The sequence below is a fragment of the Streptomyces sp. NPDC101219 genome (assembly GCF_044767675.1).
In the GTDB taxonomy this organism is placed as follows: domain Bacteria; phylum Actinomycetota; class Actinomycetes; order Streptomycetales; family Streptomycetaceae; genus Streptomyces.
On sequence record NZ_JBIWOK010000014.1, the window covers coordinates 61,291 to 85,019 of the forward strand.

Annotated in this window: 22 protein-coding genes; 13 read left to right on the plus strand and 9 right to left on the minus strand. The window is 73.8% G+C overall.

Annotated elements, in window-relative coordinates:
- Positions 1-10 precede the first annotated feature (10 nt).
- The 4 genes from pcaH to pcaD are packed head-to-tail and all read left to right on the plus strand — an operon-like array spanning position 11 to position 3,854.
- Positions 11-790: a protocatechuate 3,4-dioxygenase subunit beta gene (gene pcaH, locus ACIRPP_RS25365; RefSeq protein WP_403646991.1), complete on the plus strand. Its 780-nt coding sequence runs from the start codon at positions 11-13 to the stop codon at positions 788-790.
- Between the two features lie 3 nt (positions 791-793).
- Positions 794-1,399 carry a protocatechuate 3,4-dioxygenase subunit alpha gene (gene pcaG, locus ACIRPP_RS25370; RefSeq protein WP_403646994.1) on the plus strand — a complete coding sequence of 202 codons (606 nt, stop codon included), beginning with the start codon at positions 794-796 and terminating at the stop codon, positions 1,397-1,399.
- Positions 1,396-2,730, plus strand: a complete 1,335-nt coding sequence (pcaB, locus tag ACIRPP_RS25375) for a 3-carboxy-cis,cis-muconate cycloisomerase (RefSeq protein WP_403646997.1) — start codon at positions 1,396-1,398, stop codon at positions 2,728-2,730. Before pcaG ends, pcaB begins: the two co-directional genes overlap by 4 nt.
- A gap of 5 nt (positions 2,731-2,735) precedes the next feature.
- Positions 2,736-3,854, plus strand: coding sequence for a 3-oxoadipate enol-lactonase (pcaD, locus tag ACIRPP_RS25380; RefSeq protein WP_403647263.1), 1,119 nt, complete (start codon positions 2,736-2,738; stop codon positions 3,852-3,854).
- A 37-nt stretch (positions 3,855-3,891) separates the two neighbouring features.
- Here pcaD and ACIRPP_RS25385 read toward each other — a convergent pair whose 3' ends face one another.
- A complete protein-coding gene (locus tag ACIRPP_RS25385) occupies positions 3,892-6,585 on the minus strand; it encodes an ATP-binding protein (RefSeq protein ID WP_403647001.1) in 2,694 nt (897 codons plus the stop codon).
- Positions 6,586-7,195: 610 nt separating this feature from the next.
- On the opposite strand from ACIRPP_RS25385, the gene ACIRPP_RS25390 reads away from it, so the two are divergent.
- A complete protein-coding gene (locus ACIRPP_RS25390) occupies positions 7,196-8,248 on the plus strand; it encodes a DUF2510 domain-containing protein (protein ID WP_403647004.1) in 1,053 nt (350 codons plus the stop codon).
- Between the two features lie 119 nt (positions 8,249-8,367).
- Here the strand turns inward: ACIRPP_RS25390 and ACIRPP_RS25395 are convergent, their stop codons facing one another.
- The 5 genes from ACIRPP_RS25395 to ACIRPP_RS25415 form a co-directional block, all read right to left on the minus strand.
- Entirely contained in the window at positions 8,368-9,009 is a 642-nt protein-coding gene (locus tag ACIRPP_RS25395) for a TetR/AcrR family transcriptional regulator (RefSeq protein ID WP_403647007.1), read from the minus strand.
- A 146-nt stretch (positions 9,010-9,155) separates the two neighbouring features.
- A complete protein-coding gene (locus ACIRPP_RS25400; protein ID WP_403647009.1) occupies positions 9,156-9,584 on the minus strand; it encodes a hypothetical protein in 429 nt (142 codons plus the stop codon).
- 109 nt (positions 9,585-9,693) lie between these two features.
- A complete protein-coding gene (locus tag ACIRPP_RS25405) occupies positions 9,694-10,464 on the minus strand; it encodes a helix-turn-helix transcriptional regulator (RefSeq protein WP_403647011.1) in 771 nt (256 codons plus the stop codon).
- A 6-nt stretch (positions 10,465-10,470) separates the two neighbouring features.
- Positions 10,471-10,797: a ferredoxin gene (gene fdxA, locus ACIRPP_RS25410; RefSeq protein ID WP_164338407.1), complete on the minus strand. Its 327-nt coding sequence runs from the start codon at positions 10,795-10,797 to the stop codon at positions 10,471-10,473.
- Between the two features lie 116 nt (positions 10,798-10,913).
- Positions 10,914-11,579, minus strand: coding sequence for a hypothetical protein (locus ACIRPP_RS25415; protein WP_403647013.1), 666 nt, complete (start codon positions 11,577-11,579; stop codon positions 10,914-10,916).
- Between the two features lie 223 nt (positions 11,580-11,802).
- Between ACIRPP_RS25415 and ACIRPP_RS25420 the strand changes: the two genes are divergently transcribed.
- The 3 genes from ACIRPP_RS25420 to ACIRPP_RS25430 all read left to right on the plus strand — a co-directional run bounded on the left by ACIRPP_RS25420 (position 11,803) and on the right by ACIRPP_RS25430 (position 13,534).
- Positions 11,803-12,462 (plus strand): helix-turn-helix domain-containing protein, encoded by a 660-nt coding sequence (locus ACIRPP_RS25420; RefSeq protein ID WP_403647270.1) that lies wholly within the window; start codon positions 11,803-11,805, stop codon positions 12,460-12,462.
- 31 nt (positions 12,463-12,493) lie between these two features.
- The gene (locus ACIRPP_RS25425; RefSeq protein ID WP_403647015.1) at positions 12,494-13,033 is read left to right on the plus strand and encodes a toxin-antitoxin system, toxin component; all 540 of its coding nucleotides are present in this window, start codon (positions 12,494-12,496) and stop codon (positions 13,031-13,033) included.
- 264 nt (positions 13,034-13,297) lie between these two features.
- Complete coding sequence (locus ACIRPP_RS25430; protein WP_403647017.1) at positions 13,298-13,534, plus strand: hypothetical protein; 237 nt, start codon at positions 13,298-13,300, stop codon at positions 13,532-13,534.
- Positions 13,535-13,648: 114 nt separating this feature from the next.
- Here the strand turns inward: ACIRPP_RS25430 and ACIRPP_RS25435 are convergent, their stop codons facing one another.
- Positions 13,649-14,326 (minus strand): 4'-phosphopantetheinyl transferase, encoded by a 678-nt coding sequence (locus ACIRPP_RS25435; protein WP_403647020.1) that lies wholly within the window; start codon positions 14,324-14,326, stop codon positions 13,649-13,651.
- Entirely contained in the window at positions 14,323-15,183 is an 861-nt protein-coding gene (locus ACIRPP_RS25440) for a metallophosphoesterase family protein (RefSeq protein ID WP_403647023.1), read from the minus strand. Before ACIRPP_RS25440 ends, ACIRPP_RS25435 begins: the two co-directional genes overlap by 4 nt.
- A gap of 329 nt (positions 15,184-15,512) precedes the next feature.
- Here ACIRPP_RS25440 and ACIRPP_RS25445 point away from each other — a divergent pair, with 329 nt between their 5' ends.
- Positions 15,513-16,688 (plus strand): ATP-grasp domain-containing protein, encoded by a 1,176-nt coding sequence (locus tag ACIRPP_RS25445; protein ID WP_403647026.1) that lies wholly within the window; start codon positions 15,513-15,515, stop codon positions 16,686-16,688.
- A gap of 60 nt (positions 16,689-16,748) precedes the next feature.
- Here ACIRPP_RS25445 and ACIRPP_RS25450 read toward each other — a convergent pair whose 3' ends face one another.
- A complete protein-coding gene (locus ACIRPP_RS25450) occupies positions 16,749-18,083 on the minus strand; it encodes a 6-phospho-beta-glucosidase (RefSeq protein WP_403647029.1) in 1,335 nt (444 codons plus the stop codon).
- Positions 18,084-18,470: 387 nt separating this feature from the next.
- On the opposite strand from ACIRPP_RS25450, the gene ACIRPP_RS25455 reads away from it, so the two are divergent.
- The 4 genes from ACIRPP_RS25455 (at position 18,471) to gnd (ending at position 23,729) form a co-directional block, all read left to right on the plus strand.
- Positions 18,471-19,874, plus strand: a complete 1,404-nt coding sequence (locus ACIRPP_RS25455) for a glycoside hydrolase family 16 protein (protein WP_403647032.1) — start codon at positions 18,471-18,473, stop codon at positions 19,872-19,874.
- A 353-nt stretch (positions 19,875-20,227) separates the two neighbouring features.
- Positions 20,228-21,820, plus strand: a complete 1,593-nt coding sequence (zwf, locus tag ACIRPP_RS25460; protein WP_403647035.1) for a glucose-6-phosphate dehydrogenase — start codon at positions 20,228-20,230, stop codon at positions 21,818-21,820.
- Positions 21,817-22,752 (plus strand): glucose-6-phosphate dehydrogenase assembly protein OpcA, encoded by a 936-nt coding sequence (gene opcA, locus ACIRPP_RS25465; RefSeq protein ID WP_403647037.1) that lies wholly within the window; start codon positions 21,817-21,819, stop codon positions 22,750-22,752. Before zwf ends, opcA begins: the two co-directional genes overlap by 4 nt.
- Before the next feature lie 89 nt (positions 22,753-22,841).
- Positions 22,842-23,729, plus strand: coding sequence for a phosphogluconate dehydrogenase (NAD(+)-dependent, decarboxylating) (gene gnd / locus ACIRPP_RS25470; RefSeq protein WP_403647039.1), 888 nt, complete (start codon positions 22,842-22,844; stop codon positions 23,727-23,729).

Consider the following 23,729-nt stretch of genomic DNA (forward strand, 5'->3'; position numbering starts at 1 on the left):
GAGCCCTGCCATGACCGACGCGCCCACCCAGGCGGACATAGACCAGGAGATCGCGGCCGAGCACGCCGCGTACCGGCGGCGGACCGCCGACGGGGCGCCCGTCGAGCACCATCCGCGCCGGGACTACGCCCCCTACCGCTCCTCGGCCCTGCGCCACCCCCTGCGCCCTCCGGTCACCGTCGACGTGAGCCGGGACCCGGAGCTGGTCGAACTGTCCTCCCCCGCGTTCGGGGACCGGGACGTCACCGACGTCGACAACGACCTCACCCGGCAGCACACCGGGGAGCCCATCGGGGAGCGCATCACCGTCTCCGGGCGCCTCCTGGACCGCGACGGACGCCCCGTCACCGGGCAGCTGGTGGAGATCTGGCAGGCCAACGCGGCCGGGCGGTACGCGCATCGGCGCGAGCAGCACGACGCGCCGCTGGACCCGCACTTCACCGGCGTGGGCCGGACCCTCACCGACGCCGAGGGCACCTACCGGTTCACCACCGTCCGGCCCGGCCCCTATCCCTGGCGCAACCACGTCAACGCCTGGCGGCCGGCGCACATCCACTTCTCCGTCTTCGGCACGGCGTTCACCCAGCGGCTCGTGACCCAGATGTACTTCCCCCACGATCCGCTCTTCCCGCACGACCCGATCCTGCAGTCAGTGACGGACGACGCGGCCCGGCAGCGTCTGGTCGCCGCCTACGACCACGGCCTGTCGGTGCCGGAGTTCTCCCTGGGCTACCGCTGGGACATCGTGCTGGACGGGCCGCGGGCCACCTGGACCGAGGAAGGACGCTGACCCATGACGCACGACGACACCGGCGGCGCCCGGACCGCGCTGCCCACCCCCTCGCACACCGTCGGCCCGTTCTACGGCCACGCGCTGCCGTTCCCCGGCGGCGAGGACATCGCGCCCCTCGGGCACCCCGACGCGATCACCGTGCACGGGTACGTCCTCGACGGCGCGGGCCGTCCGCTGCCGGACGCCCTGCTGGAGGTGTGGGGCCCGGATCCCCGGGGCGTCGTGCCCGCGGTCGACGGGTCGATGCGCAGGGACCCGGCGAGCGGTGGTCATCTCGGCCGCAACGGCGTGGAGTTCACCGGTTTCGGCCGGATCCAGACCGATGCGGACGGCCACTGGTACGTCCGCACCCTGCGCCCCGGGGCCCGGGGACGCCACGCCCCGTACCTCAGTGTCTGCGTGTTCGCGCGCGGTCTGCTGGTCCACCTGTTCACCCGGATCCACCTGCCGGACGATCCGGCCGCGCTCGCGGCCGACCCGCTGCTGTCCCGGCTCGACGCGGACCGCCGCGACACGCTGATCGCCGTGTCCGAGGGTCGCGCCACGTACCGTTTCGACATCCGCCTTCAGGGCGAAGGCGAGACGGTCTTCCTGGAGTTCCAGTGACATCAGCCGCATCCGGTACCGGTCTGCTCGCCCCCGGGTGGTCCGGTTCCCCCGCCGCCGCCACGACCGGCGACGACGCGTTCCTGCGCGCGCTGCTCGACGCGGAGGCCGCACTGACGCGCGCGCACGCCGCGCTGGGTCTGGCCCCCGCCGAAGCCGCGGAGGCGGTGACGCGGGCGGCCGCCGACAGCGGTCGCTTCGACCTCGCCTCGCTCGCCGCACGGGCCCGCGACGGCGGGAACCCGGTGATCCCGCTGGCCGCCGACCTGACCCGGGCGGCCGGGGAGGAGTACGGCCCGCAGGTGCACCGGGGCGCCACCAGCCAGGACATCATGGACACGGCGATGATGCTGGTCGCGCACCGCACCCTGGGCCCGGTGGCCGACGACCTGGGCCGTGCGCAGCGGGCGCTCGCCCGGCTGGCCGTCGAGCACCGGGACACCGTGCTGCCGGGCCGCACGCTCACCCAGCACGCCGTGCCGACGACGTTCGGCCTGAAGGCCGCCGGCTGGCGGTCGCTGGTGCTCGACGCCCGGGACCGGGTGACGGCGGTCCGCGACGCGCTGCCCGCCCAACTCGGCGGCGCGGCGGGTACGTTGGCCGCGTTCACGGCGTACGGCGCTCGGAACGCGACCGAGCTGCCCGCCGTCTACGCCCGCGAACTCGGACTGCGGGCGCCCGGACTGCCCTGGCACACGCTGCGCACCCCGGTCGCCGACCTGGCGGGCTGCCTGGCGTTCACCGCGGGGGCGCTGGGCAAACTGGCGGCCGACGTGCTCACCCTGTCCCGCACGGAGATCGCGGAGGTCTCCGAGGGCAGCGGCGGGGGCTCGTCGGCCATGCCGCACAAGTCCAACCCGGTGCGTTCGACGCTCGTCGCGGCGGCGGCCCGGCGCGCGCCGCAGCTCGCGGCCACCCTGTACGGGGCGCTGGTCGCCGAGGACGAGCGGCCGGCCGGTGCCTGGCACGCCGAGTGGGAGCCGCTGCGGGACCTGCTGCGGCTGACCGGGGGCGCCGCCCGGGACGCGGCCGAACTGGCCGAGGGACTGCGGGTGCACCCGGAAGCCATGCGCCGGCACCTCGGGCTCACCCGGGGGCTGATCGCCACCGAGCAGCTGTCCGCGCGGCTGACGCCGGTGCTCGGCCGCGCCCGCGCGCGGGACCTGCTGACCCGGCTGGCGCGCCAGGCCCGGGAAGAGGGTGTCGACCTCACCGAACTCCTCGCCACGGAACCCGAGTTGCTCGGCATCGACCTGAACCGCGCGGCCGACCCCACTGAGGGCACCGGCGCGGCCGGCGCCCTCACCGACCAGGCTCTGGAGCGACCGTGACCGGCATCCTCCACCACCGCGCCGAGGGCCCCGACACGGCTCCCCCGCTGCTCCTCGGCCCCTCCCTCGGCACGTCGTACGCCCTGTGGGACCGGGTGGCGCCCGAGCTGTCCGCCGTCCGCCGGGTGGTGCGCTTCGACCTGCCCGGGCACGGCGGTTCCGCGCCGGAGCTGATCGGTCCCGGCGCGACCGTAGGCGACCTGGCGGGGCTGGTCCTCGACCTCGCCGACGCGCTCGGTCTCGAACGGTTCGGGTACGCGGGGGTCTCGCTCGGCGGCGCGGTGGGACTGCACCTGGCCGTGCATCATCCCGAGCGGCTGACGACACTGGCCGTCCTGTGCTCCTCGGCCCACTTCGACGGCGCCCGGCCGTGGGAGGAGCGGGCGGCGCTGGTCCGGCGCGAAGGGCTGGAGGGGCTCGCGGCGGGCGCCGACGCCCGGTGGTTCACCCCCGGGTTCACGGTGCCCCGGCTGGTCCGGGACCACCGCGAGACCGACCCGGCGGCGTACGCCGCATGCTGCGACGCGCTGGCCGCCTTCGACCTGCGGGACCGCCTGGCGGAGATCACGGCGCCGACCCTCCTCGTCGCGGGCCGGGAGGACCCGGCGACACCGCCGGCCCACCTGCGGGAGATCGCGGACGCGGTGCCCGGCGCCACCCTCGTGGAACTCCCGGGCGCCTCGCACCTGGCCCCGGCCGAACGCCCGGAGGCGGTGCTCACGGCGCTGCGCAGCCACCTCGCCGGGGACGCCGGACGGGGCATGGAGGTGCGGCGCGCGGTGCTGGGCGACGCCCACGTGGACCGGGCGCAGCAGCGTCAGTCGCCGTTCACCGCCCGCTTCCAGGACTTCATCTCGCGCTACGCCTGGGGCGAGATCTGGACCGACCCGACGCTCACCCGCCGCGAACGCAGCATGATCACGCTGACCGCGCTGACCGCGCACGGCCACCACGAGGAGCTGGCCCTGCACGTCCGGGCGGCGCTGCGCAACGGGCTCACGCCCGAGGAGATCGGTGCGGTGCTGCTGCAGACGGCGGTGTACTGCGGCGTCCCGGCGGCCAACGCGGCGTTCGCGACGGCTCAGCGGGTCCTGGCGCAGGAGAGGCCCGGACCGAGTCTTTGAAGGCGGGGCGGCGCGTGGTCGGCGGTGCGATTCCGTCTCAGCGGGACGGTACGTGGGCGGCGACGGTGCGCAGTTCGGCCTCCGCGCGGGTGACCAGACCGTCCGCGCCGCAGGAGCGGGCCAGGGCCAGCCCGCGGGCGAGATCGGCCTCCGAGCGGGCGAGGGCGCCGTACTCGACACGGGCGGCGGCGTGCTCGTACTGGCAGGGCGAGGACTCCAGGTAGGCGACCGCCTGCCCGGCGAGACGCACCGCGCGCTGGCCGGTCTCCAGGGCGGCCGCCACCCGCAGCGCCTCCCCTATCGCGGTGTCGGTGCCGAAGCGTTCGGCCCGGCGGCGGAGCTCGACCGCGAGCCGGGCGGCGCGCCCCGGGTCCTCGGTGGCCAGGGCGCGGGCGAGGTCGGCGGCCCAGAAGAGGTGCACGGGATTGTGGTGGCCGCGGGCGGCGGCCGCTTTCCCGGCGGCTTCCAGCTCGTTGACGCCGTCCTTGGTGCGGCCCACCGCGAGCAGCAGGCGTCCGCGCACGGAGCGCGGGTCGGGCAGCGCGATGGTGGACGGGTAGGGCGGGGCGAAGTCGTGCCGGTCGGCGACCGCCTGCGCCTCGTCGACGTGGCCGCGGGCGAGCAGCGTGTCGATGAGGTTGCAGGTCACCGTCCAGTACAGGGGCAGTCCGCGGCCGACGCGTTCGGCGATGCGCAGGGCCGCCCGCAGGGACGTCTCCGCGGCCTCCAGCCTGCCCCGGCGGCGGTGGCCGAGGCCCACGTAGGCGTGTGCGAGCGCGAGGTGGCCGCCGCTCCAGCCGGCCGACTCGTAGGAGCGCAGGGCCTCGTTGTACATGCTCTCGGCGCGGTCGAGGCGGTCGGTGTAGGCGTAGACACTGGCCAGCATCAGGAGGAGTTCGACGCCCCACTCGGAGTCGGTCCAGCCGAGGCCGGGCGCGAGACGGCCGTTGACGAGGGCACGGTCGACGAGTTCGAGGATCTCCTCGGCGTTCTCGCCGCGCATCATGGCGTCGAAGCCGCGCAGGATCAGCAGCACCCGCTCGGAGTTGTCCCGCCCGGTGCAGGTGGCCGCGAGCTCGGCCAGGCGCTCGGAGCGGTCGGGCGAGGTGGTCTCCCCCGCGTGGATGCCCTCCCACATGAACTGCACGGCCTGCAGCCGCATCCGGGCCGGTCCTGGTTCCGTCCGGGCGGCCTCCGCCTCGACGGTGCGGACGGCCTCCTCCATCTGGTCGTTGTGCAGCAGTGCCTGGGAGAGGCGGACCACCGCGTCCACCCGCTGGTCGCTGTCGAGCCCCGTCATCCCGAGCGCGGTGCGCAGGTGACCGATGGTGCGCGCGGGGGCGGTGAGGAAGGTGGCGCGGCCGAGTTCGTAGAGGACGCCGGCGTGGACCTCGGGGCGCGGCGGTTCCTCCAGGGCACGTTCCAGACAGCGGCGGGCGGCGTCCGGGGCTCCGACGGCGAGGTGTTCGCGGGCGGCCTCGCGCAGTTGCGCGACCAGTTCCTCGTCGTCGTCCGGGTGCACCTCCAGCAGGTGGCGGGCGGCGGCCGCCGCGCCGAGCGCGGAGTCGGTGACGATACGGGCCGCGATGCCGTGCATGGCCCGGCGCAGTGCGTCGGGGATGGAGTTGTAGACGGCGGTGGCGATGAGCGGGTGGACGAACTCCAGGTCGTGGGGGCCGGAGCGGCCGGTCGCCGGGTCGGGCGTGGTGAGGATGCGGGCGGAGCGCAGCCGCTCGGCGCAGCGGAGCGCGTCGTCGGGGTCCAGGGTGGCGAGGCGGGCCACCAGGTCGACCGTGATGTCGGTGCCGAGGATGGCGGCCGCCCAGGCGAAGCGGGTGGCGTCGATGCCGAGCTGTTCCAGGCGGGCGACGAGGCCGCCGCCGCGGGCCGACCGGTTCAGGTCGCGCAGCTGCCCGGCGTGGCCTTCCACGGGCTCCAGTTCACTGTCCTGGACCTTGGCGAGGAGTTCGACGGTCTCGTAGGGGTTGCCGCCGGTGACGGCCCACACCTCGCGGCAGAAGGCGGCGTCGGCGGTCTCGCCCAGGGTGGCGCGGGTGAGTCCGGCCGCGGCGGCGGGGGTGAGGGCGCTGAGGGTGGTGGTGGGGCGGTCGGCCGCGGCTGCGACGGCTTCCAGGTGGCGGGCCGCCACCCCGGAGACCTCGCCGGGCCGCCGGGCCACCACGACGAGGACGGACAGGTCCGTCAGCCGTTCGGCGAACGCGGAGAGCCAGTGCAGGGTCTCCTGGTCGGCCCAGTGCGCGTCGTCGATCAGGAGCACCAGCGGCCAGTCCCGGCGGGCCAGCCGGCTCACGGCGGCGACCAGACCGTCGCAGACGCTCTGCGGGTCGACGTGCCCGTCGCCGGGCTCCGCTATGCCGAGCGCGGGCCCCGCGATGTCGTACCACTCGCCGAGGTACTCACGGGCCTCCTCCGGCAGCATCGACACCAGGGCGGGCTGGAGGAGTTGGCGCACCACGTTGAACGGGACGGAACGCAGCGTCTCGCCGCCGCGGGCCGACCACACCGTGCAGCCGCGCTGCTCGGCGATCCGCCGGGTCTCCGCGAGCAGCGCCGTCTTGCCCAGGCCCGCCTCGCCCCGGAGCACCAGCAGGCTGCCGGAGGACGAACGGTCCGCGCACAGGGTGTCGACCGCCTCCGCGAGCGCGGCGACTTCCTCGTCCCGCTCCCACAGGGGCGCCGAGGCCCCGGCCGTGCGCCGTACCTCCGTCATCCCGCTCCCTCCCCAAGTCGCCCGAACGACGTACTGAACTCGAGCGTAGCGGCCCGGTCGCCGTCACGGTGCCGGGACCGGGCACGTGTTGCCGTGACGGGTGACTCGGGGTACGGGGGTCGACGCATCGGGCCCGCCACCAGCGGTTCGCATGGTCAACAGCTGTCAAGAGGACGGAAGGTGACGATCCGACAGATTCTCGCGCGAGGGTGGCGCGGGACGGCGCCGCCTCGCCGGGGGACGGTCCGCGCGGGGCGGACGGTCCTGGTGCGGGGTGCCCCGCGGCGTCGGCCGGACCGTGCTGCGGGGACAGCATGAGGGGGCGCGTTCCGGGGTGGATCGGGGGGCGCGTCGGGAGCGCGTCGGGGGTCGGCTCGGGGGGTGGGGCCGGCTCCGGGGGGTGGGGCCGGCTCCGGGGGGGGTGGGGCCGGCTCCGGGGGGCGGGGCCGGCTCCGGGGGGCGGAGGCGGCTCCGGGGGGCGGAGGCGGCGCGAGGACGGGGTCGGCTCCGGGGGCCCAGGCGCGCGGGAGCTGCCGGCGCGGTGTCCTTCCGAGGGGGTTCCGAGGGGGCTTCTCATCCCGCTTTCACCGATGCCTCATACGGTGGGGACATGACGCAGGTGACTCCCCCCGGGTGGTACCCCGACCCCGGGCAGACGCAAGACGGACCGCCCACCGAACGCTGGTGGGACGGCAATGCCTGGACGGACCGGGTCCGCCCGGCGGGGCAGGCCGGCGCCTGGGCCCCGCCCACACCGGCCCCACCGCCGACCCCGGCTCCAGGACCGGCGCCTGGACCCGGGCCGGCGGGAGGCCCGTTCGCAGGTCCGCCCGCACCGGCCGCCGCACCCTATCCGGTGCACCCCGGCTATCCGGGCCACCCGGTGGCGCCGCCGCCCGGCCGCGGGCGCGGCCTGCGGATCGGGGCAGCCGTGGCCGCCGCCGTGGTGCTGCTCGCGAGCATCGGGGTCGGGGTGTACGTCCTCGTCGACGACGGGGACGGCGGTCCGACCACGTCGCAGGCACCCCGGGACCGGGACGGCGGACCCGGCGGCGAGCCGGACGGAGGGTCCGGCGGTTCCGACGGGGAGCGGCGGCCGGAGCGGCCGGACGGATCCGAGCCGCCCCGCATCGAGAGCGGATCGGTGACCGACGCGCTGAACGGCATCAGCCTGCCCATCCCCGACGGCTGGTACGGCCAGGAGATCGGCGCCGGCGCGCACATATCGTCGAAGGACTCCTACAAGTGCCCCGGTGACACCTCCAAGACCTGCGTCAAGGGCGGCGCCTACTCCGCCCCCGCCGTGGCCCTCGGCACCCGGGGCGCCACCGCCGAGGAGGTCGCCAAGGCCGACATCGCGGTGAACGCGGAGGAGTCCTACGGCGGAACGTCCTACGGCAAGATCACCTCGCACGACGTGCTGGAGTCGAAGGCCGTCACGGTGGCCGGCCAGAAGGGCTATCTGGTGCGCTGGAAGGCGGTCACCAGCAAGGGCTCCGACGGCTACGTCCAGTCGCTCGCCTTCCCCTCCCCCGCCCAGCCGAAGCTGATCGTCGTGGTGCGGGCCGGGGTGGACACCGACCAGAAGGAGACCGTCATCGACCAGATCACCCGGGGCATCGAGGCGGCGAAGGGCGGCAGCGGAACGGGGCAGGACATCTGACCCGCACGTCCCGGTACGACGGCCGGGTGGGGCGCCCTTCCGCTCAAAGGGCACCCCACCCGGCCGGGGTGCGCGCCGCCCCCGTCCCCACGGTGCGGCGCGGTCGGGCCGCCGTCCGGTCATCCCGTTGACGGCGTCCCTGGTCCAGGGGGTGTGAGGAGCGGCAGCACCGCCGCCTCCACGAACGCGAGCAGGTACTCCGGGTCGGCGTTCCGGCCCTCCAGGACGGGCCGGGCCCGCAGCACGCCGAAGATCTGGGCCGGGACATGGGGCAGGGCCGGGTGGTCGGCCGCGACCTCGCCGCGTTCCACACCCCGGCGCAGGATCTCCTCCAGCGCGGTGATCTCCGGGTCGACGAGTGCCTCGCGCAGCGCCCGGGCCAGCTCCGGGTCCTGGGTGACCGCGTGGCCGAGCGCCTGGAGCAGCGCGGTGTCCCGCGTGGCCCACTCCCCGGCGAGCCGCGCGGCCGACCGCAGGTCCCCGGCGAGGCTGCCGGTGTCGATGCCGGCGAACCGGGCCCGGGGGCTGGAGCGCAGGGCGGCGGCGACGAACCGGGGCTTGGTGCCCCATTGCCGGTAGAGCGTGGACTTGCTGCACCGGGTGCTGGCGGCGACGCCCTCCATGGTGACGGCGTCGTAGCCGTGCTCCCGGATCTGGTCCAGTACGGCGTCGAAGAACTCCTGCTCACGCTCGGGCGTGATCTTGGAGCGGCGCGCGGCGGATCCGGACGGTTCCGGTCGGCGCGCGGCCTGCGACGTCATCGGTTCGGCTCCTTCGGCTCAGGTCATCGAAACGCCAGTGTACGGGTACGGGAGCGTATCGGTACTCGGGCGTATCGATACCTGGCCGTATCGGTGCCGGAGCGTATCGGTTCCGGAGTGTGTCGGTGCCCTTCGGCGGTACCGGCTCAGGCGGCGAGCAGCAGGATGCCGAGGACCAGGAGCACCACCGTCTTGATGACCTCGAGGGCCACGTAGTACAGGTGTGCGGAGGACCGGGGCACCTGCTCGCCGGCCAGGACCCGGTCGGAGCGGCGGTTGAGCCGGGGCCGCACGACGCCCAGCTGCACGGCCAGCACCGCCACTGCCACGGCCGTCGGCACGATCACCCCGGCATCCGGGCCGCCCGTCGCCACGGCGACCACGACGACGACCGCGAGCGCCGCCTCGGCGATATTGAGGGCGCGGAACACGATGCGGCCGATACCGAGCCCGAGCGGGATGGTCACCCCCGGAGCCCGGAACTTCAGGGGCGCCTCCAGGAAGGAGATCGCCAGGACCATGCCGAGCCACACGAAGACGGCGGCCCCGGCCACCGCTGCTGACGTCGAGTTCACTTCCGTACTGCTCCTTCTTTGCTCCCGGGCGCGCCTCGCCCCGGCGCCGCTGGGCGGCGGGGCCGTGACCCCGTTACAACCCCGGAGGATGGAGCGGGCGCGACCGGTCCTAGGGGACGGGGGCGAGATGGGCGACGCACACGTCCGGTTCGGCGAACGGCTCCAGCCGGACGGCGGCGACGGGGGCACGCTGCTGCTCCAACGCGCCCTGCATGAGGCCGAGGTGCAGCGGGCAGACGATCTCCCCGTACTCCTCGGCGAGTTCGAGGAAGGGACAGTGCCGCAGCAGAATGCGGCCGGCGTCCGCCTCTTCGGCCGCCCCGTCGTCATCGGCGCCATCAGCACCGGCGTCGATGCGGGGGCCTGCATCGGCAGCGGCGGTCGCGGTCTGGTCCGCCGGCCGGTCCGGCGGACCGTGCACCGGCTCCGGGTCGAAGCCGAGGTCGGCGAGAAGGCCGGTGAGGCGTTCGACGGCCTCGGCGGCCTCGACGGTGCGGAACGGCGGGACGGGGGGCAGGAGGTGTCCGCCCCAGGCCCGGCCCGCTTCGACGGCGGCCGTCTCGGCGTCCGCCTCGTCCGAGGCGAGGCGGCTGAGCAGGATCCGGGCCAGCAGGAGGTACTCGCGCTGTCCTCCCCGGTCCATGCCGCGGCGGGGCGCGTAGACGGTGCGGGGGCGCCCCCGGCCGGACGAGGGTTCCGTGAGGCCCTCCACGGCACCGCTCGTCACCAGTGCGTCCAGGTGGAAGCGGACCGTGTTCGCGTGGACGCCGATCCGCTCGGCGATGTCACCGACCCCGAGCGGCCCGTCGGCCTCGCGCAACACCTCCAGTACGGCCCGGCGGCGAGGACTCACCGGGGCGGCTGCGCGGTCAGGCTCCACGGCGCTTCACTCCTGCCCGTTCTGCGGCGGCAGGGCGGCGATCAGCGGATGGTCCCGCTCGATCAGCCCCAGCTTCGAGGCACCGCCGGGAGATCCGAGGTCGTCGAAGAACTCGATGTTGGCCCGGTGGTAGTCCTTCCACTCGGCCGGGGTGTCGTCCTCGTAGAAGATCGCCTCGACGGGGCAGACCGGCTCGCACGCCCCGCAGTCGACGCATTCGTCGGGGTGGATGTAGAGGGAACGCTGCCCCTCGTAGATGCAGTCGACGGGGCATTCCTCGACGCACGCCTTGTCCTTCACGTCGACGCAGGGCTGTGCGATCACGTAGGTCACGGCGGCCTCCTCCATGAATTTCCACAAATTCTACATGGAGAAATAGTGGCTGCCGCGGCCGGGGTCGAGCCCGAAGCCTCCCGGCTCCCGGGCCCGCCTGGAGAAGGGGGCGGCGGTCAGTCCGCGGCGGGAACCACCCGCAGGTGGGCGGCACCGCGTCGGGCACCGCGCCCCCGGGCGGCGGCCTGGCGGCGCGCGTCCCGCAGGACCAGGGTGAGACGCGTGCACCCCAGGTCGTCGAGGGTGGGGGTCGTCTCGACGACGATCCGGCAGTCCGTGGCACCCCAGCGCGGGTCGGGGTGGATCAGCGGCCGCACCGACCCGTCGTGCTCGGCGGCCCCCTCCCCCACCACCCGCAGCCAGTGCGGCACCCCGTGCCGGTAGGCGACCTCCATGATGGGGTCCTGCTCGATCTCGCGGCGGATCGCCTGGAGGCCGGGGTCGGGGGCACAGTGCTCGACGGTCCGGGCGAAGTGGGCCAGCATCGGCAGACACCAGCTCGCCTCGTGCTCACCGAGCACGGTGGCGGCGTCCGGGTGGAACAGGACGAACCGGAGGAAGTTGTCGTCGGGCATGGCGGTCGGGTGCGCCTCGACCTGCCGGAAAAGTGACCGGAAAGGACTGTTGGACAGCAGCACGTCCCAACGGCGGTCGACGACCAGGGACGGGAAGGGGACCGCCTCCAGGAAGGCGGCGTAGTCCGCCAGATAGGCCCGAGCCTCGGGAGTGTCGGGGACGAGCCGCGGTGCCTGCCGCTGCCCTCCTGCTGCCTGATGTGCCATCGGGAGGTCACCCCTCTTGCCTGTGCGGCCCTGACGCGGCGCCCCGATCCTGCTGCCCGGCGCCCGAGCATGTCAACTATCGTGGCATTCCATGCCCGTTGACGGCTGAAATTGGCCACAGTTGTGGCGAGACCTGGATGTGAGTTCGAACCACCGGCTAGTCTCCGTGAAGTTCACGGCGACGGGTTGTGAGAAGCCTGTGAGAGACGTAGGAGATCTGTCGGTGACGGGTGGCTTCGAGGGTCCGGACACCGCGCCGACGACCGCGCTGCCGGCCGTCGTCGCCCGCGTCGCCGCACTCGCCGACCGGCTCGGCGTTCCGCACGGCGAGGTCTTCGACACCGGTCGGCTGTCGGCCGCCTCCGGGGTGCCGGAGAGCGTGGTCAAGGCCCTGCTGAGCGGGCGGCCCGCCGGCGAGCGCGACGTGCAGGCCCGGTTCGTGCAGCGCCTTGACCTGCTGCGCCGCACACGGCTCAAGCCGAACGGCCGCAAGTACACCCAGCAGGAGATCGCCGACGGCGCGGGCATGTCCCGTCAGCAGGCCGGCGCCCTCATCAACGGGGACCGGCGGCCCACCATGGAGCACTGCGACGCCATTCAGCGGTTCTTCCGGGTACACGCCGGTTTCCTCACGGCGGAGGACCCGGAGGCGCTGGCGGGCGCCCTGCAGCACACCGAGCAGGAACTGCTCCAGAAACTGGCCGGCAGGGAGCGGGAGTCGGCCGCCGCCGCCGACGACGACCCGCTGGAGCGGCTGCTGCAGGACCACGGCGTGCGCGGGATCGCGTGGCGGGCCGCCCAGCTGCCCACCGACCAGCACCGGGACAAGGTCGCGGAGTGGCTGGACATGCTCCTGGAAAGCGTCAAGCGATCCGAGTCGTGATCTGGGGAGAACTGTGGGCATCGGTAGGGAAATGCGCCGTCTGTGCGGCGAGTTGGTCGCGGAGCTGACGCTTCCGGTCCCGGCGCGGCCCGCCGATCTCTACGGCGCGCTGTGCGCGGCGATGAGCCGACGGCGCGGGCGTCCCGTGCAGTTCCGCATGGCCGCGTTCCCGCCCGGCACGGCGAGCGGGCTGTGGCTCGACATGGCGGACCGGGACCTCGTCGTGATCGAGGAACGCACCGCCCCTGCCCATCAGTTGGTGATCCTGGGGCACGAGCTGTGGCACATGAAGGCCGGTCACTGCGGCCACCACGTGGCGGGCGCCGGGGCGGCGACCCGTCTGCTCGGCGACGACCCGGACGAGGAGGCCCTGACCGCGACGGTCCTGAAGGTCGCCGCCCGGACCCGGTTCGATCTGGCCGACGAGAAGGAGGCGGAGGCGTTCGGTCTGCTGCTGGCCAGCAAGTGCCGTACGTGGCTTGCGGGTTCGTCCCTGCGGGGCCCGGTGCAGCGGGACCACCTGGCGGGCCGCATCGAGGCGTCCCTGGGATACCTGGGCCCGAAGGGCTGAGCCGGGCGGACGCCGGCCCGTGGTCCAGGGGCCCGGGGGCGGCACCCACGTCCGGGGCCCAGGGGCGTCGCCCATCGGCGTGCAGGAACGCGCGCTCCGGCGTGCGAGCCCCGGCCGCCCGCTGTCCGGTGCCCGACGGTCTCCGCCGGGCGGGCGAATCGACGTGCGGCGACGCCCGATTGTCAGTGGTGGGCGGCAAGCTGGAGGTGCGCTCCGCCCTGCGGGGTGCGGGACCCACGATCACGACACGGGGAGAGCCGAGCGATGCCGACCGCTGTACTGACCGACCGCGAGCGCACGGCCGTCCAGGCCTATCTGCGCCTGCTGCACACGGTGCGCGCCACCCTCGACACCCGGACCGGCCCGCCCGACGCGGTGCGGCCCCCCGTCGTGCCGCCCTCGGTGCTGGCGGAGGCGGAGGCCGCCCTCGCGCAGGCCGGTCTGAGCGGCAACGAGGAGGAGTTCTTCCGCATGCTGCGGGAGTGGTGCCCCGAGCCGTGACGCGGTGCCCGGCCGCCCCGGCGCCGGGGCGGCCGGGCACGGCCGACGGCCGACGCGAAGGGGGACGTCCCTGCGGGCGGCGCGGCTGCCCGCAGGCGTACGGCTGCCCGTGGTTCAGGTGTGCGGCACGGCGACCGCCGTGGCGACCAGGCCGCGACCGGTCGTCCAGCGGCCCTCGAAGCTCCCCACGGTCCGCTCGCCCACCCGGGGGCCGGCGACGAGCAGCTCGGCACGGAAGCCGCCGCGCGTGCGCTCGTCCGGGTCGGGGAAGAGGTCGATGTCGGCCTCCATGAAGTCGAGCCACCTGCCGGTGAGGGGGAACCACGCCTTGTAGACGGCCTCCTTGGCGCTGAACAGCAGCCGGTCCCAGTGCACTTCGGGACGCTCCCCGATCAGCCGGCCGATCCTCGCCGCCTCCTGCGGCAGGGACACGGAGGACAACACGCCCTCGGGCAGGGGCCCGTGCACCTCGGCATCGATCCCCACGGACGCCAGATCACCGGCCCGGACGAGGGCGGCGGCGCAGTAGCCCGCGCAGTGCGTCATGCTGCCCGTCAGCCCGGCCGGCCACTGGGGCGCGCCGCGCTCACCGGGCACCAGGGGCTGCGCGGGCACGCCGAGCCGCTCCATCGCGCGGCGGGCGCAGGACCGTACGGCGGTGAACTCCCGGCGGCGCTTGTCGACCGCGCGCGCCATGTACGCCGCCTCCTGCGGGTACAGCGGGGCGTCGGCGCCCTCCTCGCCGTAGGACTCCACGGCGACCACGGCGGGCGGCAGCAGGTCCCCGATCACCGGTCGCCCTCCGGCGCGGGGACGATCCGGCGCAGCCGGCCCGGCGGCCGGTTCCGGGTGCGCCACTCTCGGGGGTAGCCCACCGACACCTCCTCGAAGCGGACGCCGTCGCGCCGTGTGCTCCGGGGGATGTGCAGATGCCCGTAGACCATGGTGTGCACGGGGAATCTGCGGTGCCAGTCGCCGGTCAGCGTGGTGCCGCACCACATGGCGAACTCGGGGTGGCGCAGCACGTCCGTCGGATGCCGGTGCAGCGGATAGTGGTTGACGAGGACCACGGGCAGGCCGGCGGGCAGGTCCGCGAGCCGGCGTTCGGTGGCGGCGACCCGCGCGCGGCACCACTCGTCCCGCCCGGCGTAGGGGTCGGGGTGCAGGAGATGCTCGTCGGTGCAGACGACGCCGGTGCCGTGGGCGTACTCCAGGCCCTCGGCCATGGTGGTGCAGCCGGCCGGCAGGAACGAGTAGTCGTACAGCAGGAACAGCGGGGCGACGGCGACCGGTCCGCCGGGCCCCCGCCACACCGGGTAGGGGTCCTCGGGTGTGACCACGCCGAGTTCGCGGCAGCGGTCGACGAGATGCTCGTAGCGGGCGACGCCGCGCAGGGTCACCGCGTCCCTGGGATGCGTCCACAGTTCATGGTTGCCGGGCGCCCACACGACCTTCGCGAACCGGCCCGCGAGCGTCTTGAGCGCCCAGGCGATGTCGTCGACGGTCTCCGCCACGTCACCGGCCACGAGCAGCCAGTCGTCGTCCGACGCCGGCCGCATCCCCTCCACCAGCGCGCGGTTCTCCGCGTACCCGATGTGCAGGTCGCTGATGGCCCACACCTGTCCCCCGCCGCCGTCCGCCGACGTCACCCGTCTTTCCCCCCTCGGTCAGCCCCCCGGGTCCGCTCCGCGGACCCCCGAACTCCTCCACGAGATCACATCCGTTTGCGGGGGACAAGGGTGACTTGTCCCGCGCGACGGCGCTGACCGGCGCTTTCGGTCGCGCCGCACGCCCGGCGCGGGCCTCCGCCGGGCCCGTGCCACACGCGTTGCACGTTTGCGGCCGCTGAAGCCGTATGATGCGCCCGACACCACCGCGGCGAACGGTCCTTCGCACAGAGCGGTCCGGTGACCCTCCACACCTCCTGCCCGGGCACGGGCCGCTCGGCCCTGCCCGCGAACCGTGAAAGGCGGCATGCATGGTCTCCTGCGTACGCGTCTGGCTCAACCGCACGTACGCGGAGAACGTGTTCTTCATCGATCAGCTGAGGCGGAATCCGGGCAACCGGGCCGTCGAGGTCCATGCCACCCACGGTGATCCCGACTCGCCCGTGCTGGCCGCCGCCGACACCGCCGACCTGGAGCCCGAGGGCCTGTCCCCGGCCGCGTACGTGGAGTTCGCGCTCGCCCAGTGCGAGTGGCGCGGCATCGACGTGTTCGTGCCGCGGCTGCACCAGGCCGCGATCGTGGCGCACCGCGCGGAGTTCGAGGCGGTCGGCACCGCCCTGCTGGCACCGCCGCCCGAGGCGGTGGCCGTCTTCCAGGACAAGGTGATCGCCTACGAGGCGGTCCAGGCACTCGGGGTGCCCGTACCGCCGTGGTGGCGGGTCCGCTCGGCCGACGAACTGGCCTGCGCCGTCGAGGAGTTGGAGGCACGCGGCCATCGCGCCTGCTTCAAACCGGCGTCCGGCGCGGGCGGAGTCGGCTTCCGCGTGATCACCCGTGCCCCGTACTCGCTCGCGCAGTTGAACGGCTTCCCCAGCCCGTACGTGCCCTACGACCTGGTCCTGGACGCGGTGCGGGAGGCGGAGGAGCCGGTGGACTGGCTGGTGATGCCGCAGCTGGGACAGCCGGAGGTGTCGGTGGACTGCCTCACCGGGACCGACGACCGGGTCCGCCTGGCCGTCGGCCGGACGAAGAACGGCCGACGCCGGGGCTTCACCCTGCACGAGCAGTGGCTGGAGCCGGCCCGGCGCATCGCGGAGGGCTTCGGGCTCCACCACTTGTCCAACATCCAGTTCCGCATGTTCGGCGAGCGGCCCGTGCTGATGGACGTCAACACCCGCCCGGCCGGCGGGCTGCACCAGCTGTCGCTGTGCGGCATCAACGCCCCCTGGGCCGCCGTCCGGCTGGCGCTCGGCGACGACCCGGGGGCCATGACACCGCCGTTCCTGGGCCAGGACTACAGCGTGGTGTCCGGCCCCCGCCCGCTGCGCCCGGTGGGCATGCCGGGCCGGCTCACCGAACTGCCGACACAGCCGCCCGCCCCCACTCCGGCGCCCGCGGCGCCGGGACCGTCCCCGTCGCCGACGGAGCCGATGTCCGCACCCGGGCTGCGGGCGGGCACGCCCGCCTGGGGAACGCACCGCCGGTAGCACCGCCTCCGCTGCCGCGGGGGCTTCGACCGGCCCGGGTGCCTGTGGTCCGGGGCACGCCTACTGCAAGTACGCCAGCCCCGGGTGGACGGCCCGGTATCCGTCGACGAGGCGGCGTGCCACGTTCACGGAGTCGATGAGCGGGTGCAGCGCGAAGGCCCTGACCGCCTCCGCGCGGGAGCCGGACCGGGCGGCGGCGAGGACCGCGCGGTCGGCCGCCTTGACCGCGCAGACCAGGCCGGCCGCGTGGTCCGGCAGCGGGTCGACGGACACCGGGTGCGCGCCCTGGGCGCCGACCAGGCAGGGCACCTCCACGACGGCCTCGGCGTCCAGGATGCCGAGCGTGGCGCGGTTGCGGACGTTGAGGATCAGGGTGGTGCGTTCGTCGCGGGCGATGGCCCGCATCAGGGCGAGGGCGACCTTCTCGTAGCCGCCGGACAGGTCCTCCTCCTCCCGCTCGCCCGCGCCGGCGGTCTCCCGGTTCTCGGCCATGTAGGTGGCCTCGCGTTCGGCCCGGGTGCGGTCCCACAGCTCCAGGGCGGGCGTGTCCGGGTCGGTCACCCGGGCGTAGAAGCCCGCCTGCTGGTCGTGCAGGAAGGCGCCCCGGGTGGGGCCGGCCCCGTGGGCGCGGACGGCTTCCCGGTGGAAGTAGTAGTAGTGCAGGTACTCGTTGGGGACGGCTCCCAGCGAGCGGAGCCAGTCGGCACCGAAGAGGCGGCCCTCCTCGAAGGAGCCGAGCAGTCCGGGGTCGGCGAGCAGGCGCGGCAACTGGTCGCGGCCGTCGACGAGCAGGCCGCGCACCCAGCCGAGGTGGTTGAGGCCGGCGTAGTCGATCCAGGCTCGTGCAGGGTCGGCGCCGAGCACGCGCGCGATGCGGCGGCCCAGGCCCACCGGGGAGTCGCAGATGCCGATGACCCGGTCGCCGAGGTGGCGGGACATGGCCTCGGTGACCAGGCCGGCCGGGTTGGTGAAGTTGATGACCCAGGCGTCGGGCACGAGGGCGGCCACCTTTCGGGCGATGCCGACGGCGACAGGGACCGTGCGCAGACCGTAGGCGATGCCGCCCGCGCCGACCGTCTCCTGCCCGAGCACGCCCTCGGCGAAGGCGACCCGTTCGTCGTTCGCCCTGCCTTCCAGGCCGCCGACGCGGATCGCCGAGAAGACGAAGTCGGCGCCGCGCAGGGCCTCGTCGAGGTCGGTGGTGGTGGTCACCTCGGGCGCGTCGGGCACGCCGGACGCCTGTGCCGCCAGGACCCGGCCGATGGCGTGCAGCCGCCGGTCGTCGACGTCGTGCAGGGCGACCCGGGTCACCCGCCCCTCCCCCCGGTCGCCGAGGAGCGCCCCGTACACCAGCGGCACCCGGAATCCGCCGCCGCCCAGAATCGTCAGCTTCACGTCCCTACCCTTCCCACCGGGCCAACCTAACCGCTCCGCCTCCCGGCTCCCGGCCCACGCGCAGGGGCACCGCCGTGGACGGGCACCGGCACGGACACAGGCAGGCGTACGGCGCCTGCTGAGCCCTCTCCCCTGACGGGTGCAAGGAACCCAGCGGCGCGCTTGCCCCCATTCGCGTTGTTCAGGACCTGAACTCGCCCCGGGCGCAAGGACTTTCTCGGTGGCACCTCTTGACGCCCGAGGGGGCGCAGAGCACATTGACGGCAACCTGAGAGCGCTCTCAGGTACGGAGTCCGTGCCCCACTCCCTCCCGGGGCGCGGCTCCGGTCCCGGTTTCCGAACGCCACTCCCCCCCACATCCACCTCGTTTCCGAGAGGGCTCCCCACATGAATGACACCTCCGGCATACCCCGCACCCCGCGCAGACCCCGCCGCGTCCGGCGGGCGCTCGTCGCCGTCGTCAGCACCCTCGGGCTCGCGGCCGCGGCGGCCACGGCCGCCACGCCGTCGGCGAGCGCCTCCGCCCCGCCGCCCCCGTCGGGCTGGAACCAGGTCTTCCTCGACGACTTCGACGGCCCGGCCGGCAGCGGCGTCAACACCTCCAACTGGCGCTACTCGACCGGCACGGGCTATCCGGGCGGCCCGGCCAACTGGGGCACCGGTGAGATCGAGACGATGACGTCCAGCACGCAGAACGTCTCCCTCGACGGCAACGGCAACCTCCGCATCACTCCCCGGCGGGACGGGGCCGGCAACTGGACGTCCGGCCGCATCGAGACCAACCGGGCCGACTTCCAGCCTCCGGCGGGCGGCAAGCTGCGCGTCGAGAGCCGCATCCAGGTGCCGAACGTCACCGGCGCCGCCGCCAAGGGCTACTGGCCGGCGTTCTGGATGCTGGGCGCCCCCTACCGCGGCAACTGGTGGAACTGGCCCTCGGTCGGCGAGCTCGACATCATGGAGAACACGCAGGGCATGAACACGGTGTTCGCCACCATGCACTGCGGCACCGCCCCCGGCGGCCCCTGCAACGAGAACAGCGGCATCGGCAGTTCGACCACCTGTCAGGGGGCCACCTGCCAGGCCGGGTTCCACACCTACCGGCTGGAGTGGGACCGCTCGACCAGCGTGGAGGAGATCCGCTTCTACCTCGACGACCGTCACTTCCACACCGTCCGGGCCAACCAGGTCGACGCCACGACCTGGGCGAACGCCACGAACCACGGCTACTTCATCATCCTGAACGTCGCCATGGGCGGCGGCTTCCCCGACGCCTTCGGCGGCGGACCGGACGCCGGTACGCAGCCCGGTCACCCGATGGTCGTCGACTACGTCCAGGTCCTGAGCTCCGGCGGGGGCACCACTCCCCCGCCGACCGGCAACCGCGACGCCTACGGCACCATCCAGGCCGAGTCCTACGACGGCCAGTCCGGCGTGATGACGGAGTCCACCTCCGACAGCGGCGGCGGGCAGAACGTGGGGGCCGTCGCCAACGGCGACTGGCTGCAGTACAAGGGGGTGAACTTCGGTGCGGCCCCGGCCCGGCAGTTCTCCGCCCGGGTGGCCGGCGGTGCGGGCAACGGCGTCAGCGGACTGGTCGAGGTCCGGCTGGACAGCCGGAGCAACGCGCCCATCGGCAGTTTCGCGGTCGGCAACACCGGCGGCTGGCAGTCGTGGCGCACGATCCCGGCGAACATCAGCCCCGTGACCGGCACGCACGACGTGTACCTGACGTTCACCAGCGGCCAGCCGGCCGACTTCGTGAACGTCAACTGGTTCACCTTCGGCCGCTGAGATCCGCTCAAGGGGGCTCCACACACCCGTGGGGCCCCCTTTCGGCATGTCCGGCGTGGTTCGCGGTACTCACGCAATCGTCGGACTTTTCGTCCCCGCCGTGCCGCCGTCCGGGCCGGTCCGCGTTGCGGTCGGCTCAGGAACAGAGCCGGCGTGGTACCGGTTCACACAGACGCGGCGACCCGCGGGTCTTCTCGTCCACGCAGGTGACGGACCCGGCGCGCCGGGACACCCGGTACCCGGCGGGACCGGTCGGGCCGGGCACCGTCGGGACGTCGCGGTGTGCGCGGGACCCGGCAGGACCCGCCCGACGCGGTGCACGAGCGGCTTCACGACCAGGGAGTTGACGCGGAATGGCCCAAGAGACGACCGAGGCGGACACCGGCGGGACCACCGGCCGGGGCGACGCGGCGCCCGCGCCCGCCGCATGGTCGAACCCCCTGCGCGACCCCCGGGACCGGCGCCTCCCGCGGATCGCCGGCCCGTCCGGGCTGGTCATCTTCGGCGTGACGGGCGACCTGTCCCGCAGGAAGCTGATGCCGGCCGTGTACGACCTGGCCAACCGGGGCCTGCTGCCGCCGGGCTTCTCCCTGGTGGGCTTCGCCCGCCGGGACTGGGAGGACCAGGACTTCGCCCAGGTGGTGCACGACGCCGTCGAGGAGCACGCCCGTACCCCCTTCCGGGAGGAGGTCTGGCAGCAGCTCGCCGAGGGCATGCGCTTCGTCCCGGGCGACTTCGACGACGACTCGGCGTTCAAACAGCTGCGTTCGGCGGTCGAGGAGCTCGACGTCTCCCGGGGCACCGGCGGCAACCACGCCTTCTACCTGTCGGTGCCGCCGAGGTTCTTCCCGAAGGTGGTCCAGCAGCTGAAGAAGCACGGGCTGGCCGACGCGCCCGCCGGGTCCTGGCGGCGCGCGGTCATCGAGAAACCGTTCGGGCACGACCTGAAGTCCGCGAAGGAGCTGAACGCGATCGTGCACGACGTGTTCGAACCGGAGCAGGTCTTCCGGATCGACCACTACCTGGGCAAGGAGACCGTCCAGAACATCCTGGCGCTGCGCTTCGCCAACACCATGTTCGAACCGATCTGGAACCGGTCGTTCGTCGACCACGTGCAGATCACCATGGCCGAGGACATCGGCATCGGCGGCCGGGCCGGCTACTACGACGGCATCGGCGCCGCCCGCGACGTCATCCAGAACCACCTGCTGCAACTGCTGGCGCTCACCGCGATGGAGGAGCCGGCCGCGTTCGACGCCGGCTCGCTGCTGACCGAGAAGCTGAAGGTGTTCCGGGCCGTGCGGCTGCCGGACGACCTGGGCCTGCACACCGTGCGCGGGCAGTACACCGCTGCCTGGCAGGGCGGGACGCCGGTGCGCGGCTACCTGGAGGAGGACGGCATCGACGCCTCCTCCAGGACCGACACCTACGCCGCGATCAAGCTGGGCATCGACAACCGCCGCTGGGCGGGCGTCCCCTTCTATCTGCGCACCGGCAAGCGGCTGGGCCGCCGCGTCACCGAGATCGCCGTGGTCTTCCAGCGCGCCCCGCACTCCCCCTTCGACGCGACGGCGACCGAGGAGCTGTGCCAGAACGCGATCGTCATCCGGGTGCAGCCGGAGGAGGGCATGACCGTCCGGTTCGGCTCGAAGGTGCCGGGCACGTCGATGGAGATCCGGGACGTGTCGATGGACTTCGCCTACGGCGAGTCGTTCACCGAGTCCAGCCCGGAGGCGTACGAACGGCTGCTCCTCGACGTGCTCCTGGGGGACGCGAACCTGTTCCCCCGTCACCAGGAGGTGGAAGAGTCCTGGAGGATCCTCGACCCGATCGAGGAGTACTGGGCGTCCCACGGCAGGCCCGCGCGGTACGAAGCGGGCAGCTGGGGACCCGCGGAAGCCGACGAGATGCTCGCACGAGACGGACGGAGCTGGCGCAGGCCATGAAGATCGACCTGACCGACACCACGGCAAGCAACATCAACAAGGCGCTGGTCAAGGGCCGCCGCGCCATCGGCACTCCGGCCGTCGGCATGGTCCTGACGATGGTGATCGTCACGGACGAGGAGAACGCCTACGACTCGATCAAGGCGGCCGAGGAGGCGTCGCACGAGCATCCCTCGCGGACCCTGGTCGTCATCAAGCGCCACGCCCGCACCCCGCGCGACCGCACCCACCCCCGGCTGGACGCCGAGGTGCGGGTCGGCTCGGAGGCCGGCGCCGGCGAGACGGTCGTGCTGCGGACCTACGGGGAGGTCTCCGACCACGCCGACTCGGTGGTGCTGCCGCTGCTGCTGCCGGACGCGCCGGTCGTGGTGTGGTGGCCCGTGGACGCGCCCGAGGTGCCCTCCAAGGACCCGCTCGGCGCGCTGGCCCAGCGCAGGATCACCGACCTGTACGCGGCGGAGCACGCGCTGGAGATGCTCGAGACCCGGGTGCGTTCCTACGCGCCCGGCGACACCGACCTGGCGTGGACGCGGCTGACGCCGTGGCGTTCGATGCTGGCGGCCGCCCTGGACCAGGCCCGGCTGACGGTGACCTCGGCGGCCGTGGAGAGCGAGGCGGACAATCCCAGCGCCGAGCTCCTGGCCCGCTGGCTGCAGGCCCGGCTGGGCGTGCCGGTGGAGCGGGTGGAGACGGCCGGTCCCGTGGTGACGGGGGTGCGGCTGGGCACCGCCGACGGGGAGATCGTCATCGACCGCCCCGAGGGACCGCTGGCCACGCTGTCGCTGCCGGGGCAGCCGTCGCGGCGGCTGGCACTGAAGGTCCGGCCCACCTCCGAGCTGATCGCCGAGGAGCTCAGGCGGCTCGACGCCGACGAGATGTACGCGATCGCCCTGCGGGGCCACGAGCCGGAAGGGGCCGCCGTCCCCGCCTGACTGCCACGGGCCCGGGGTCCCCGGTCCCGTTCACCGTCCACGGGCGTGCCGGTGGCCGCCCGCCGTGAACTCCAGGAAGTGAACCAGACATGCAGATCGGTCTTGTCGGCCTCGGAAAAATGGGCGGCAACATGCGCGAGCGGCTCCGCAACGCCGGGCACACCGTCGTCGGGTACGACACGAACCCCGAACGGTCCGACGTCGCCCACCTCTCGGACCTCGTCGGCGAGCTGGAATCCCCGCGCACGGTGTGGGTGATGGTGCCGGCCGGTGACGTCACCCAGCACGTCATCGACCAGCTGGCGAGCCTGCTCAAGCCAGGCGACACCGTGGTCGACGGCGGCAACTCCCGCTGGACGGACGACGAACGGCACGCCCGGGAGCTCGGCCACCGGGGCATCGGCTTCGTCGACGCGGGCGTCTCGGGCGGTGTGTGGGGCCTGAAGAACGGCTACGCCCTCATGGTCGGCGGCGACAAGGAGCATGTGGACCGGCTGCGTCCGGTGTTCGAGGCGCTGAAGCCGGAGGGCCCGTACGGGTTCGTGCACGCCGGGAAGGTGGGCGCCGGGCACTTCGCGAAGATGGTCCACAACGGCATCGAGTACGCCATGATGCAGGCCTACGCCGAGGGCTGGGAGCTGCTGGAGGCCGTGGAGTCGGTGGACAACGTCCGCGAGGTGTTCCGCTCCTGGCAGGACGGCACCGTCATCCGCTCGTGGCTGCTGGACCTCGCGGTGAACGCGCTGGACGACGACGAGCACCTGCGCGGCCTGCGCGGCTACGCCGAGGACTCGGGCGAGGGCCGCTGGACGGTGGAGGCGGCCATCGACAACGCGGTGCCGCTGCCCGCGATCACCGCGTCGCTGTTCGCGCGGTTCGCCTCCCGGCAGGAGGACTCCCCGCAGATGAAGATGGTGGCGGCGCTGCGCAACCAGTTCGGCGGCCATGCCGTCGAGTCGGCGCGGAAGGAACCGTAG